This is a genomic window from Mycobacterium sp. NGS40 (genome assembly GCF_059812735.1).
In genome coordinates this window covers 75,012-89,404 of record NZ_JCALDG010000016.1, presented here as the reverse complement: position 1 = coordinate 89,404, position 14,393 = coordinate 75,012, and the positions used below count along the sequence as shown (strand labels likewise).

Sequence of the window (14,393 nt, the reverse complement as noted above, 5' to 3'; positions counted from 1 at the left end):
TGAGGGAGTGAAGCAATGTCTGTGACTCAATCCTGGCAGCAGTGCCGCACGGCTCAATTCAGCGCCACCTGGAGCGCGTCGGGCACGGTCATCACGGTCGACGGTGAACTCGACGCCGCGAACTCCGACCAGCTCGCGATCTACGTGCAACGCAACGCGCGTCGCGCCAAGCGAGTGATCCTGGATCTACGCAGTCTCGATTTCATTGGTACGTCCGGCTTTTCGGCGCTGCACCGCATCAACGTGGTGTGCTCGGGCGCCCAACTCAGCTGGGCGATGGTGCCCAGCCCGGCGGTCATGCGGCTGTTGCGGGTGTGCGACCCGGATGGCACCCTGCCGGTGACGACACCGATGGAGGAGCCGCTGCTGGAGCGGGTCGCGTGGCCCGCGGGTCCCAACGCTCGGCCGCTACTCCAGCTGGTCGCGGAGCCGAGCTAGCGATTTAGCCAGCAGCCGCGAGACGTGCATCTGTGAGATGCCGACTCGTTCGGCGATCTGAGTCTGCGTCATCGACTCAAAGAACCTGAGCACCAACACCGTTCGCTCTCGCTCGGGCAGGCTCTCCAGCAACGGACGCAGCGACTCGCGGTCCTCGATTCGATCGATGCTGGCGTCGACGTCACCCAGCGTGTCCGCGATGGCCCGGGCGTCCTCTTCGTCGCCGCCGCCCCCACCGCTGTCGATGGACAGGGTGTTGTACGAGCTGCCCGCTACCAGACCCTCGACGACCTCGGCGCGATCCATTTCCAGCTCGGCCGCGAGTTCGGTTGCGGTGGGCGCCCGCCCGAGGCGCTGCGACAGGTCGGCGGTCGCGCTGCCGAGCCGCAGATGCAGCTCCTTGAGGCGCCGCGGCACCTTGACCGACCAGCTGTTGTCCCGGAAGTGCCGGCGGACCTCACCCATGATCGTGGGCACCGCGAACGACACGAAGTCCGATCCGGCGTCGACGTCGAAGCGGACCACGGCATTGACCAATCCCACTCGCGCAACCTGCACCAGGTCGTCGCGCGGCTCGCCGCGACCCTCGAACCGGCGGGCGATGTGGTCGGCCAGCGGCAGGCATCGCTCGACGATCTTGTCCCGTTGGCGCTGGAATTCCGCGGAGTCGGCCGCGACAGTGGCCAGCTCACGGAACATATCCGGAACGTCGGCGTATTCGTTTGGGCGTGACGAGCCCGAACCGCCGTCAGCTTGCGCTGTCACCGGCTAGCGGCCGCCCGTCGCGCCGTCAACTTGATACCGAAGATGCTGCCGGTTTCACTGGGTTCACGACCGTCGTGGAAAGTTTGGACGTCATCGGCCAGCGACGTCAGTACGTGCCAGCTGAAGCTGCCCGGCGACACCACGTCGTGGGTGGCGCATGCGGCGGATGCCTCGACCACCAATTCGTCTTCGCGCGGGTCGACCACCACGATCAGCGTCGCATCCGGGGTGGCCGACCGGATCAACCGCGTGCACACCTCGTCCACCGCGAGCCGGAGATCCGCCACGGCGTCGAAGTCCAGGTCCTCGTAGGTGCCGATCGCACCCACCAGCGTGCGCAGCATGGCCAGGTTCTCCAGGCGCGCAGCAACATGTAATTCGACGGCTCTGTGGCCGCGCTGACGCTTGTCAGCGCGCAATCCAACATCGGTCATTTGGTCTCCCGGCAACGTTTGGCTCACACTACCCCTCGCTTAGGGGCGCTCCATTGGTCGGGACAGCCCGCCTGGTTGGCCCTCATCGCGGCCGGGGATGTCGCTCGGTATGGACGCGCCAGACTCCACCGGCAATCCGAAATCACACTGGTCCTTCTGATCGTCATCGCCCGATGATGCGGTAGGCGCTGCGCGCACAATCATCATGGGCACTCATCATGGTTTAGACCTGATACCCAGTCGACGTCGCGGATAACCTACGAATCTGGCGACTGCCTGACGGCATCGGGGTGGTCGAGATACCACCGATCGAAGATCCGGCGCACCCGACGGTGTTCGGCGGCCAGCCACACCAGGCCCACCACCGTGACGACGAGCGCCGTCACCCCAGCGGTCATGCCCTCGTGCTGATGTCCGGTGCCGAAGGCCGCGAGGCTTCCGCACACCGCAACCACCCCGGCCACCACCATCAGGTATCCGGGCCAGTGCAATACATCGATCAGTGATTCGCCGGCGAGCGGCCGCGTCGTCCGCAAATGGTCGACGGGGTCGTGATAGGTGTCTCCCATGGCTGCTCCTAGGGTCGCACCTCTGATTATGAGCCTCCCAGCGCAGGACCGGCAATCGCCGGAACACCCATGGAGACGGCGACGATCATCAGCGTCAACAAGAACCAGCCCGCGCCGTGCCATCCCCACCAGGTGCCCTCGACACGCCATACCCGGTAGGTCCGCACGAAGGCCCATAGGCCGCCGGCCAACAGGATCAGCGGACCTCCGACGGCCAGCAAGGTGCGCTGCGGCGCCCCGCAGGCGGCCGTGTCCACGCCCGTTCCCGGGCAGGTGCTGACCCACAAGGCGGCCATCACGATGAATCCGACCCCCGCGGCCGCCGCCAAGACGGCAAAGCGGATGGCGGCGCGCACCTCGCCGTCTTCGGAACCCAGACGATCACCTCGTGATCGCTCGTCTGCTTTCGGCATCGAGAACCTCATACTCCGCGTGCTGACTCCGTGTGGTGTTTCGTCCGCACTGCTGGATTAGTTACCCGTTTCTCTCAGACAGTCACGCACCGCCGCGACGGCCACGTCTATTTCTGCCCGCGACACCGTCAGCGCGGGACGGAATCGCACGCCGTCGTCTCCGGTGGGTAACACGATCACGCCCCGCTGCCACAGCCGGCGGATCAACTCGTCGCGATCGGCGGTGGTCGGCAGGCTGAACGCGCACATCAGCCCGCGGCCGCGGGGGTCGGACACCAGCGCGCCGAACTCGCCGGCGAGCTCGACCAGCCGGCCCAGCAGATAGCGGCCCCGCTCGGCGGCCCGATCGAACAGTCCGTCGGCCTCGATGATTTCGAGGATGCGCCGCGCCCGCACCATGTCGGTCAGATTGCCGCCCCACGTCGAGTTGATCCGGGAGGAGACCGCGAAGACGTTGTCCGCGACCTCGTCGACCCGCCGGCCGGCCATCACCCCGCACACCTGAGTCTTCTTGCCGAATGCCACGACGTCGGGCTGCACACCCAATTGCTGGTAGGCCCAAGGAGTTCCGGTCAGCCCGCAGCCGGTCTGCACCTCGTCGAAGATCAGCAACGCATCGTGTTCGTCGCACAGCTCGCGCATCGCCGCGAAGAACTGGGGCCGGAAGTGCCGGTCGCCGCCCTCGCCCTGGATGGGTTCGGCGATGAAGCAGGCGATGTCGTGCGGGTGGGCCTCGAACGCCGCCCGGGCCTGGCGCAACGACTCGGCTTCGGCCGCGTCCATGTCCGTCTTGTTCAGGCCCGGCCGGAGGTAGGGCGCGTCGATGCGCGGCCAGTCGAACTTCGGGAACCGGGCCACGGTGACCGGCTTGGTGTTGGTCAGCGACAGCGTGTAGCCGCTGCGGCCGTGGAAGGCACCGCGCAGGTGCAGCACCCGGGTGCCCAGTTCAGGGCCGCCCGAGTGCAAGCCGCGGCTTTCGTTGTACCGGCTCTTCCAGTCGAAGGCCACCTTGAGGGCGTTCTCCACCGCGAGTGCGCCGCCGTCGATGAAGAACAGGTGCGGCAGCGCCGGGTCGCCGAGCACCCGCGCGAAGGTCTCGACGAAGCCGGCCATGGCCGCGGTGTACACATCGGCGTTGCTTGGCTTGTTCAGCGCGGCCACGGTGAGTTCGGCGCGGAACTCCTCGTCGTCGGCCAGTGCCGGATGGTTCATCCCCAGCGCCGACGAGGCGAAGAAGGTGAACATGTCGAGGTAGCGCCGGCCGTCGCGGGCGTCGACCAGATAGGAGCCGGACGACCGGGTCAGGTCGAGCACGAAATCGAAACCATCGACCAGCAGGTTGCGCGACAGCACGTCGTGGACGCCGTGGGCTTGCGACAGGACGGCAGTCATACCGGCCATTCTAGCCGAGTATTTACGGATTTATGACGATATTGTCGTAGATTTTATGGTACGTGTTGGCGATCACTGTAAAAAGTGTTGAGGATGATGGTGCTTCGGGTTTGGACGTTCGCCGCGGTCCGGATTCGCTGCAGCAGATCCTCGAGCGCCCGCGGAGACTCGACGCGCACCAGCAGCATGTAGCTTTCCTCGCCGGCCACCGAGTGGCACGCCTCGATCTCCTCGATGTGCGCCAGCCGGGCGGGCGCATCATCGGGTTGGGAAGGATCAAGAGGAGTGATGGCCACGAACGCCGATAGCACGTGCCCGACCGCCTCGGGGTCGATCCGCGCGGAGTATCCCGAGATCACGCCGCGGGCCTCCAGCCGGCGCACCCGGGACTGCACCGCCGAAACCGACAGGCCGGCACTCGCGGCCAACTCCGCGAGGGTGGCGCGTCCGTCCGCGACCAGCCGGCGCACCAGGATCCGGTCGATGTCGTCGAGCGTCTCACTCATGGCCAGAGATTAACCGTGAGCGGCGTCAAAAGGCTGGTGACCTGGCAGCTCCGCGAGCGCTTCGCGGCGGGGCTGTCGGCGATGTACGCCGGCGAGGTGCCCGCCTACGGCACCCTGGTCGAGGTCAGCGGACAGGTCAACGCCGAGTACGTGGCACGCCATCGGAGCGCCGAACGTCTGGGCTCCTTGGCGCGGGTCACCGCCGAACGCCATGGCGCCATCCGGGTGGGCAGCCCGGCCGAACTGGCCGCGATCGCGGACCTGTTCGCGGCCTTCGGCATGAGACCCGTCGGGTACTACGACCTGCGTCGCGCCCGCACGCCGATTCCGGTGGTATCGACGGCTTTTCGGCCCATCGATACAAACGAGTTGGCGCGCAATCCTTTTCGGGTGTTCACGTCGATGCTGGCCACCCGCGACGCGCGGTATTTCGATCCCGACCTGCGGGGCCGCGTCGAGACGTTCATCGCGCGCCGCGAGCTGTTCGACCCCGCGCTGCTCGGTCGGGCCCGGCTCATCGCCGCCGAGGGTGCCTGCGACGCCGAGGAAGCCGACGCGTTCGTCGCCGCGGCGGTGGGCGCCTTCGCGCTGTCGCGGGAACCGATCAACAAGGCCTGGTATGACGAGTTGTCCCGGGTGTGTGCGGTGGCCGCCGACATCGCGGGCGTGGGTTCGACCCACCTCAACCACCTGACGCCGCGGGTCCTGGACATCGACGAGCTGTACCAGCGGATGACCGGGCGCGGCATCACGATGATCGATGCAATCCAGGGCCCGCCGCGCACCGACGGACCCGCGGTGTTGTTGCGCCAGACGTCATTTCGCGCGCTGGCCGAATCATGCCTGTTTCGCGGCCGCGACGGGACCGTATCGGCGGGCAGTCTGCGGGTTCGGTTCGGCGAGGTCGAGGCGCGCGGTGTGGCGCTGACCCCGCGCGGGCGCGAACGCTACGACGCCGCAATGGCCACCGAGGATCCCGCCGAAGTGTGGAGCGACTACTTCCCGCCGACCGACACGGAGATGGCCGCCGAGGGGCTGGCCTACTACCGCGGCGGTGACCCGGCGGCCCCGATCGTCTACGAAGACTTCCTGCCGGCCTCGGCGGCGGGCATCTTCCGGTCCAACCTGGACCGCGACGCCCGGGCAGCCGACGGCGACGACGATTCTGGCTACAGCGCCGAGTGGCTGGCCGGGTCGATCGGCCACCATATCCATGACCCCTATCTTCTCTACGAGGAGGCATCGGCATGACGACCTCTGACGAGTTGCGCGACCGGGCACGTCGGGCCCTGCGGGCGACCGGCGCCGACGTCAGCCTCGGCGAGCCCGACGAACATGGTCTGGCGGCCAGCACGCCGATCACCGGCGAGGTGCTTTTCACCGTCGCAGAGACCTCGCCCGAGCAGGCCGACCGCGCGATCGCCGCGGCCGCCCGGGCCTTCACCACGTGGCGCGCCACCCCGGCCCCGGTGCGCGGTGCCCTGGTGGCCCGCCTCGGCGAGCTGCTCACCGCACACCAGAACGACCTCGCGACGCTGGTGACGCTCGAGGTCGGCAAGATCGCCTCCGAAGCCCTGGGCGAAGTGCAGGAGATGATCGACATCTGCCAGTTCGCGGTCGGCCTGTCGCGCCAGCTCTACGGCCGGACCATCGCCTCGGAGCGCCCCGGGCACCGGCTGGCCGAGACCTGGCATCCACTGGGCGTGGTCGGGGTCATCACCGCGTTCAACTTCCCGGTCGCCGTGTGGGCGTGGAACACCGCGGTGGCCCTGGTCTGCGGGGACACGGTGGTATGGAAGCCCTCCGAGCTGACGCCGTTGTCCGCGCTGGCCTGCCAGGCCCTGATCGGGCGGGCCGCCGCCGAGGTCGGCGCACCGCCCGCGGTGAGCCGGCTGGTGCTGGGCGAGCGCGACCTGGGCGAGCGGCTGGTCGACGACCCGCGGGTCGCGCTGGTGTCCGCGACGGGCTCGGTGCGGATGGGCCGGCAGGTGGGTCCGCGGGTGGCCGCGCGCTTCGGGCGGGCGCTGCTGGAGCTGGGCGGCAACAACGCGGCGATCGTGACGCCGTCGGCCGACCTGGACCTGGCGGTGCGCGCCATCGTGTTCGCCGCCGCCGGCACCGCCGGTCAGCGCTGCACCAGCCTGCGCCGGCTGATCGTGCACCGCTCGCTGGCCGACGTGGTCGTCGAGCGGGTGGCCGCCGCGTACCGGCAGTTGCCGATCGGCGACCCGTCGGCGCCCGGCACGCTCATCGGCCCGCTGATCCACGAGACCGCCTACCGCGACATGGTCGGCGCGCTGGAGCAGGCGCGCGCCGAGGGCGGCGAGGTGATGGGCGGCGACTACCAGGACGTCTGGGGCGAGGCGTATCCGAGCGCCTACTACGTCGCGCCGGCGGTGGTGCGCATGCCCGCGCAGAGCGACATCGTGGCCGCCGAGACGTTCGCGCCGATCCTCTACGTGCTCACCTACGACGACCTGGACGAGGCGATCGCGCTCAACAACGGCGTGCCGCAAGGGCTCTCGTCGGCCATCTTCACCACCGACCTGCGCGAGGCCGAGCGATTCCTGGACGGCTCCGACTGCGGCATCGCGAACGTCAATATCGGCACGTCGGGGGCCGAAATCGGGGGTGCTTTCGGTGGCGAGAAGCAAACCGGCGGCGGGCGGGAATCCGGCTCGGACGCGTGGAAGGCGTACATGCGACGGGCCACCAATACCGTTAATTACTCCAGCGAGCTGCCCTTGGCTCAAGGTGTGGAGTTCGGATAAACGCAAGCTGAATTGTCTGCCGGTCTTCGTGGGTACTATCTGACACATGCCAACGGCTAGGAGGCGGTTGTCCCCTGAGGACCGACGCGCCGAACTGCTTGCGTTAGGGGCGGAAGTCTTCGGGAAGCGGCCTTACGACGAGGTCCGCATCGACGAGATCGCCGAGCGGGCCGGCGTCTCGCGGGCGCTGATGTACCACTACTTCCCCGACAAGCGAGCGTTCTTCGCCGCGGTGGTCAAGGACGAGGCCGACCGGCTCTACGAGGCGACGAACAAAGAGCCGATGACCGGGCTGACGATGTTCGAAGAGGCGCGGATGGGCGTGCTGGCCTACATGGCCTACCACGAACAGAACCCGGAGGCCGCCTGGGCCGCTTACGTCGGCCTGGGCCGGTCCGACCCGGTTCTCCTCGGCGTCGAGGACGACGCCAAGAACCGCCAGCTGGAGCACATCATGACCCGTATCCATGAGGTCGTGGCCGCGGTTCCGGGAGCGAAGCTGGCACCCGACGTCGAGCGGGACCTGCGGGTGATCCTCAACGGCTGGATCGCGTTCACGTTCGAGCTGTGCCGTCAGCGCATCATGGACCCGACCACCAGTGCCGAGCGCCTGGCCGACTCGTGCGCGCACACGCTGCTCGACGCGATCACCCGGGTTCCCGAGATCCCCGAGGAACTCGCCCACGCGATGGCGACCGCCCGCCATCAACCGCAGTAGCACGTTTCTGTCGGTGGGTGTTGGCACCATGGCCAGGTGAGCACCGAAGCACTCGAGAAGTTCAGCGAGATAACCCGCGAGTGGTTCAGTAGCACCTTCCCCGCCCCGACCACCGCGCAGGCGGCGGCGTGGGAAGCCATTGCCGACGGCAACAACACGCTGGTCATAGCGCCGACCGGATCCGGTAAGACGCTGGCGGCGTTCCTGTGGGCCCTGGACTCCTTGGCCCGCACCACCGTCGCGGACGAACATCGGAGCGGCACCCGCGTCCTCTATGTCTCCCCGCTCAAGGCGCTGGCGGTCGACGTGGAGCGCAACCTGCGCACGCCGCTGGCCGGGCTGAGGCGAATCGCCGAACGCCACGACCTGCCCGCCCCCGACATCAGTGTCGGGGTCCGCTCGGGTGACACCCCGCCGGCCCAGCGCCGCCAGCTGATCAACTCCCCGCCCGACGTGCTGATCACCACCCCCGAGTCGCTGTTTCTGATGCTGACCTCGGCCGCGCGCGACACGCTGGCCGGCGTGCAGACGGTGATCATCGACGAGGTGCATGCGATCGCCGCGGGCAAGCGCGGCGCACACCTGGCGGTGTCGCTGGAGCGGCTCGAGGACTTGTCCCGGGACCTGCGGGACGGGCGGCCCGCGCAGCGCATCGGACTCTCGGCGACGGTGCGCCCGCCCGAGGAGCTCGCGCGGTTCCTGTCCGGTACCGCCCCGACCACGATCGTGGCTCCGCCGTCGGCCAAATCCTTTCAGCTCACCGTGCAGGTGCCGGTGCCCGACATGGCCAATCTGGCCGAAAACACCATCTGGCCCGACGTCGAGGCCCGCCTGGTCGACCTGATCGAAGCGCACAGCTCGACCATCGTATTCGCCAACTCACGACGGCTGGCCGAACGACTTACCGCACGGCTCAACGAGATTCACGCCGAGCGCAGCGGTGTCGAACTGTCGGACCCGGACAATCAAAGGGGCAACCGCAAGGTGCCCGGCGGGGCTCCGGCCCACATCATGGGCAGCGGCCAGACCTTCGGCGCCGATCCGTTGCTGGCTCGCGCGCACCACGGTTCGGTCAGCAAGGAACAGCGCGCGCTGGTCGAAGAGGATCTCAAACGCGGGCTGCTCAAGGCGGTGGTCGCCACGTCGAGCCTGGAGCTGGGTATCGACATGGGAGCCGTCGATCTGGTGATCCAGGTGGAGGCGCCGCCGTCGGTGGCCAGCGGCTTGCAGCGCATCGGGCGGGCGGGCCATCAGGTCGGTGAGGTGTCCCGAGGTGTGCTGTTCCCCAAGCACCGCACCGATCTGATCAGTTGCGCGGTCAGCGTGCAGCGGATGCTGGCCGGGCAGATCGAGAGCATGCGGGTGCCGGCCAATCCGCTCGACATCCTGGCTCAGCAGACGGTGGCCGCCGCCGCGCTCGAGCCGCTGAACGCCGACCGGTGGTTCGACACGGTACGACGCAGCGCCCCGTTCTCGACCCTGCCGCGCAGCGTGTTCGAGGCCACCCTGGACCTGTTGAGCGGCAAGTACCCGTCCACCGAATTCGCCGAACTGCGACCGCGACTGGTGTACGACCGCGACACCGGCACGCTGACCGCCCGGCCCGGTGCGCAGCGGCTGGCCGTCACGTCCGGCGGCGCGATCCCCGATCGCGGGATGTTCACCGTCTACCTGGCCAGTGAAGCCGAAAAGCCCTCGCGGGTAGGTGAACTCGACGAGGAGATGGTCTACGAGTCGCGGCCCGGTGATGTGATCTCGCTGGGGGCGACCAGCTGGCGGATCACCGAGATCACCCACGATCGGGTGTTGGTAATTCCGGCGCCCGGCCTGCCGGCCCGGCTGCCGTTCTGGCACGGCGACGGCGTGGGCCGCCCCGCCGAGCTCGGCGCGGCGCTGGGTGCGTTCACCGGCGAACTTGCCAGCCTTAGCCGCGAAGAATTCGGAACACGTTGCGCTGCATTGGGTTTCAACGAATACGCGACCGACAACCTGTGGGTCTTGCTCGACGACCAGCGGACCGCCACTTCGACGGTGCCCACCGACACCACCCTGCTGGTCGAACGATTCCGCGACGAGCTCGGCGACTGGCGGGTGATCCTGCACTCGCCGTACGGGCTGCGCGTGCATGGCCCGCTCGCGCTGGCGGTGGGCCGGCGGCTGGCCGAGCGCTACGGCATCGACGAGAAGCCGACCGCCTCCGACGACGGCATCGTCGTGCACCTGCCCGACACCGGGCTGTCCAGCCAAGAGGGCGCCCCGCTGGGCGCAGAGCTTTTCGTCTTCGACGCCGATGAAATAGACCCGATCGTCACCGCCGAAGTGGGCGGCTCGGCACTGTTCGCGTCCCGCTTCCGGGAATGCGCGGCGCGTGCGCTGCTGCTGCCGCGGCGCCACCCCGGCCGCCGCTCGCCGCTGTGGCACCAGCGTCAGCGCGCCGCGCAATTGCTGGACGTGGCCCGCAAATATCCCGACTTCCCGATCGTGCTGGAGACCGTCCGGGAATGCCTGCAGGACGTGTACGACGTCCCGGCGCTGGTCGATTTGATGACAGGCATCGCCAACCGCCGGGTGCGGGTGCTCGAGGCCGAAACACCCAAGCCGTCACCGTTCGCCGCGTCGCTGCTGTTCGGCTACGTCGGCGCGTTCATGTATGAAGGCGATTCCCCGCTCGCCGAGCGCCGCGCCGCGGCCCTGTCACTGGACAGCACGCTGCTGGCCGAGCTGCTCGGACGCGTCGAGTTGCGCGAGCTGCTCGACGCGGACGTCATCGCCGCGACCGGCCGCCAGTTGCAGCATCTGACCGCCGAGCGGGCCGCCCGCGACGCCGAGGCGGTCGCCGACCTGCTGCGGTTGCTGGGCCCGCTGACCGAAGACGAGGTCGCCGCGCGATCCGAGGCCGCCGACGTGGGCGGCTGGCTGGAAGGCCTGCGCGCCGCCCGGCGTGCGCTGACGGTGTCGTTCGCCGGCCGCAGCTGGTGGGTGGCCATCGAGGACATCGGCCGCCTGCGCGACGCGGTCGGCGTGGCCGTCCCGCTGGGCGTCCCGGCAACCTTCACCGAGCAGGTGGCAGACCCACTCGGCGAGCTGCTGGGCCGCTACGCGCGCACCCGCACCCCATTCACCACGGCCGAGGCCGCCGCCCGCTTCGGGCTGGGGCTGCGAGTGACGGCCGACGTGCTGAACCGGCTGGCCAGTGATGGCCGGCTGGTGCGCGGCGACTTCGTCGCTTCCGGCGGTGTCGGTGGAGTTGGCGGCGAACAATGGTGTGACGCAGACGTTTTGCGCATACTGCGGCGGCGTTCGCTGGCGGCGCTGCGCGCTCAGGTCGAGCCGGTCAGCACCGCCGCCTACGGACGCTTCCTGCCCGCCTGGCATCACCTGGGGGCCGCCAGCGGCCTGGACGGGCTGATGTCTGTGATAGATCAGCTGGCCGGGGTGCGGATCCCGGCGTCGGCCCTCGAGCCGCTGGTGCTGGCACCGCGAGTGACCGGCTACTCGCCGGCGATGCTCGACGAGCTGCTGGCGGCCGGCGAGGTCACCTGGTCGGGTGCCGGGTCGATCTCGGGCAGCGACGGCTGGATTGCTTTGCACGCCAGCGATTCCGCGCCGCTGAGCCTGACGACACCCGACGAGATCGACTTCACCGACGCCCATCGCGCGATCCTGGAAACCCTGGCCGGCGGCGGCGCCTACTTCTTCCGGCAGCTCGCTCAGGACGGCATCTCCGAATCCGCGCTCAAAGATGCGCTGTGGGAACTGATCTGGGCGGGCTGGATCACCGGCGACACCTTCGCACCGGTGCGCGCGCTGCTGACGGGCACCGGGGCCCGCAAACGCTCGGCTCCCGCCCACCGGACCCGCCGGGCGCCGCGGCTGAGCCGGTACAGCGTCGCGAATCCGAACGCCAGGACCACCGATCCCACCGTGGCCGGGCGCTGGTCGGCGCTGCCGACCCCGGAGCCCGATTCCACCCTGCGCGCCCACTATCAAGCCGAATTGCTGCTCAACCGGCATGGCGTGCTGACCAGGGGCGCGGTGGTGTCGGAAAATGTACCGGGGGGATTCGCCACCTTGTACAAGGTTCTGAGCACCTTCGAAGAAGCGGGCCGGTGTCAGCGGGGATACTTCGTGGAGTCGCTGGGCGGCGCCCAATTCGCCGTCGCCTCGACCGTCGACCGGCTGCGCAGTTACCTCGACGGGATCGATCCGGAACGACCCGAATACCGGGCGGTCGTGCTGGCCGCCGCCGACCCCGCCAACCCGTACGGGGCCGCATTGCCCTGGCCCGCAACCGACGGGCCACGCCCGGGCCGCAAGGCCGGCGCGCTCGTCGTGCTGGTCGACGGCGAGTTGGCCTGGTTCCTCGAGCGCGGCGGGCGAACATTGCTGACGTTCACCGACGATCCCGGCGCCCACCACGCGGCGGCCCAGGGGCTGGCCGACCTGGTCACCGCCCGGCGCGTCGAGTCGATCCTGGTCGAACGCATCGACGGGGTGCCGGCCCTGCAGCCGCTGCCCGGCGGGCCGAGTCCCGTCACCGAGGCACTGTCGGAAGCGGGCTTCGCGCGCACCCCGCGCGGAATGCGGCTGCGGTGATGACCGATGCCCGAGGGTGACACCGTCTGGCACACCGCGGCCATGCTGCGCGAGCACCTGGCCGGGCAAACGCTGACCCGCTGCGACGTCCGGGTGCCGCAATTCGCCACCGTCGACCTGACCGGCACCGTGGTCGACGAGGTGCTCAGCCGCGGCAAGCACCTGTTCATCCGGGCCGGGCGGGCCAGCATCCACTCACACCTGAAAATGGACGGCAGCTGGCGAGTCGGAAACCGCCCGGTGCGGATAGACCATCGCGCACGTATCATCTTGGAAGCCAACGGTATTCGTGCTGTCGGCATCGATCTTGGCGTGCTCGAGGTTCTCGACCGCGATCGCGACGGCGAAGCGGTCGCCCATTTGGGGCCCGATCTGTTGGGCCCGGACTGGGATCCCGACCTGGCCGCGGCGAACTTGGCCGCAAGCCCGGACCGGCCGCTGGCCGAGGCGTTGCTCGACCAGCGGGTGATGGCCGGGGTCGGCAACGTCTACTGCAACGAATTGTGTTTCGTCAGTGGACACTTGCCCACCGCACCGGTCAGCGCGATCGCAGACCCGCGCCGTTTGGTGTCGCGAGCCCGGGACATGCTGTGGGCCAACCGCTTCCGCTGGAACCGCTGCACCACCGGCGACACCCGGGCGGGCCGGCAGCTGTGGGTCTACGGCCGCGCCGGGCAGAGCTGCCGGCGCTGCGGCACGCGCATCAACATCGATGACACTGCCGCCCGGGTGGCCTACTGGTGTCCGTCCTGTCAGCGCTGAACCCCAAACTCTGGGCGAACTTCACAAACACGTTGTTCAACCCCGCCGGGAAATCCTGCGGAACAATGCGAATCGGCGACGGCTAGTCGCGGGCATGCGCCAGGAAGAATTGCGCGATCGATTCGGATCCGTCCAACACTCGCGTGGTCGGCCCGATCACCGCCCTCGGCAAATACTGCTTGCCGCCCGGCCAGGTGTGCCCGCCGTTGTCGATTTGGTAGAAGACCACCTCGGTGGCCGCCGCGCACGCCGTCGATTCGATGCGGTGCACGACGGTGCCGTCGCCGACGTTGGGCAGAACCTGGGCCATCGGGTCACCCTGGCATCCATCGGCCGAACGCCACTTGTCCACCATGCTTTTGACCGAAATGGAGTGGCTCAACCCCCCGCGACCACGTACGTCCCCGCCGTTGAAATGCACCAGCGGATCCGCGGTCCCGTGCGCCTCCCACACCGAAACGGGCTGCGACGGATTACACGCCACGCCGACGCCCAGCGTGCCCGCCACCGGCGCGATCGCCGAAAAAACATCAGCACGATCGCAAGCCAGCCGGTTGGACATGAAGCCGCCGTTGGACATTCCGGTGACGAATACGTGTCCGGGCGCGATGTTGTAGTCGTTGCGCAGCTTGTCGGCCAGCCCCACCAGGAAGCCGACGTCGTCGACATGGCGGCGATCGGCGGGCGAAGCTCCCCGCCCGTCGGCCCAGCTCTTGTCGTAACCGTCGGGGTAAACCACCAGCAGGTTGTTGGCGTCAGCGACGGCGTCGAAGTCCGTCAGACCCTTCTGGCCCTTTCCGCTGCCGCCGCCTCCGTGCAGGCTGAGTACCAAACCGACGGGATCCCCGGGTGGCAGGTGCATTACGTAGGTGCGGTCCAGGCCGCCGGACCGAAACTTTCCGGCCAGATCGCGCGGCGTGGCCGCCGATACGTGCTGCACGCCGCAGCCGACGAGACAGACCGCCAGCAGCGCCAGCGGTAGCAATCGTCCATACGGCATGAGGGTCAAATTACCTACCGCAGTGACGG

Annotated in this window: 13 protein-coding genes; 6 read left to right on the top strand and 7 right to left on the bottom strand. The window is 68.7% G+C overall.

Going from position 1 to position 14,393, the window contains the following annotated elements; genetic code table 11:
• Positions 1 to 15 precede the first annotated feature (15 nt).
• Positions 16 to 438 carry an STAS domain-containing protein gene (locus tag AC5Y5O_RS22650; RefSeq protein WP_096285193.1) on the top strand — a complete coding sequence of 141 codons (423 nt, stop codon included), beginning with the start codon at positions 16 to 18 and terminating at the stop codon, positions 436 to 438.
• On the opposite strand, the gene AC5Y5O_RS22645 is transcribed toward AC5Y5O_RS22650, so the two are convergent.
• The 6 genes from AC5Y5O_RS22645 to AC5Y5O_RS22620 all read right to left on the bottom strand — a co-directional run bounded on the left by AC5Y5O_RS22645 (position 409) and on the right by AC5Y5O_RS22620 (position 4,517).
• Positions 409 to 1,203 carry an RNA polymerase sigma factor SigF gene (locus AC5Y5O_RS22645; RefSeq protein ID WP_090600696.1) on the bottom strand — a complete coding sequence of 265 codons (795 nt, stop codon included), beginning with the start codon at positions 1,201 to 1,203 and terminating at the stop codon, positions 409 to 411. The genes AC5Y5O_RS22650 and AC5Y5O_RS22645 overlap by 30 nt on opposite strands.
• Positions 1,200 to 1,637 (bottom strand): ATP-binding protein, encoded by a 438-nt coding sequence (locus AC5Y5O_RS22640; RefSeq protein WP_096285191.1) that lies wholly within the window; start codon positions 1,635 to 1,637, stop codon positions 1,200 to 1,202. Before AC5Y5O_RS22640 ends, AC5Y5O_RS22645 begins: the two co-directional genes overlap by 4 nt.
• Positions 1,638 to 1,894: 257 nt before the next feature.
• On the bottom strand, positions 1,895 to 2,206 hold the full coding sequence (gene usfY, locus AC5Y5O_RS22635) for a protein UsfY (RefSeq protein ID WP_096285189.1): 312 nt from the start codon (positions 2,204 to 2,206) through the stop codon (positions 1,895 to 1,897).
• A gap of 26 nt (positions 2,207 to 2,232) precedes the next feature.
• Complete coding sequence (locus tag AC5Y5O_RS22630; protein ID WP_096285187.1) at positions 2,233 to 2,619, bottom strand: hypothetical protein; 387 nt, start codon at positions 2,617 to 2,619, stop codon at positions 2,233 to 2,235.
• Between the two features lie 57 nt (positions 2,620 to 2,676).
• Complete coding sequence (lat, locus tag AC5Y5O_RS22625; RefSeq protein ID WP_096285185.1) at positions 2,677 to 4,020, bottom strand: L-lysine 6-transaminase; 1,344 nt, start codon at positions 4,018 to 4,020, stop codon at positions 2,677 to 2,679.
• A 44-nt stretch (positions 4,021 to 4,064) separates the two neighbouring features.
• A complete protein-coding gene (locus AC5Y5O_RS22620) occupies positions 4,065 to 4,517 on the bottom strand; it encodes an Lrp/AsnC family transcriptional regulator (RefSeq protein ID WP_500027550.1) in 453 nt (150 codons plus the stop codon).
• A 15-nt stretch (positions 4,518 to 4,532) separates the two neighbouring features.
• Here AC5Y5O_RS22620 and hglS point away from each other — a divergent pair, with 15 nt between their 5' ends.
• The 5 genes from hglS to nei2 are packed head-to-tail and all read left to right on the top strand — an operon-like array spanning position 4,533 to position 13,364.
• Positions 4,533 to 5,768, top strand: coding sequence for a 2-oxoadipate dioxygenase/decarboxylase (gene hglS / locus AC5Y5O_RS22615; RefSeq protein WP_500027548.1), 1,236 nt, complete (start codon positions 4,533 to 4,535; stop codon positions 5,766 to 5,768).
• Entirely contained in the window at positions 5,765 to 7,288 is a 1,524-nt protein-coding gene (gene amaB, locus AC5Y5O_RS22610; protein ID WP_096285179.1) for an L-piperidine-6-carboxylate dehydrogenase, read from the top strand. The genes hglS and amaB overlap by 4 nt, the downstream gene beginning before the upstream one ends.
• Positions 7,289 to 7,334: 46 nt before the next feature.
• On the top strand, positions 7,335 to 8,006 hold the full coding sequence (locus AC5Y5O_RS22605; RefSeq protein WP_096285177.1) for a TetR/AcrR family transcriptional regulator: 672 nt from the start codon (positions 7,335 to 7,337) through the stop codon (positions 8,004 to 8,006).
• Between the two features lie 36 nt (positions 8,007 to 8,042).
• Complete coding sequence (locus AC5Y5O_RS22600; protein WP_500027546.1) at positions 8,043 to 12,602, top strand: ATP-dependent helicase; 4,560 nt, start codon at positions 8,043 to 8,045, stop codon at positions 12,600 to 12,602.
• 6 nt (positions 12,603 to 12,608) lie between these two features.
• Entirely contained in the window at positions 12,609 to 13,364 is a 756-nt protein-coding gene (gene nei2, locus AC5Y5O_RS22595; RefSeq protein ID WP_096285173.1) for an endonuclease VIII Nei2, read from the top strand.
• A gap of 82 nt (positions 13,365 to 13,446) precedes the next feature.
• Here nei2 and AC5Y5O_RS22590 read toward each other — a convergent pair whose 3' ends face one another.
• Positions 13,447 to 14,364 (bottom strand): extracellular catalytic domain type 1 short-chain-length polyhydroxyalkanoate depolymerase, encoded by a 918-nt coding sequence (locus AC5Y5O_RS22590; protein ID WP_096285171.1) that lies wholly within the window; start codon positions 14,362 to 14,364, stop codon positions 13,447 to 13,449.
• Between the last annotated feature and the right edge of the window lie 29 nt (positions 14,365 to 14,393).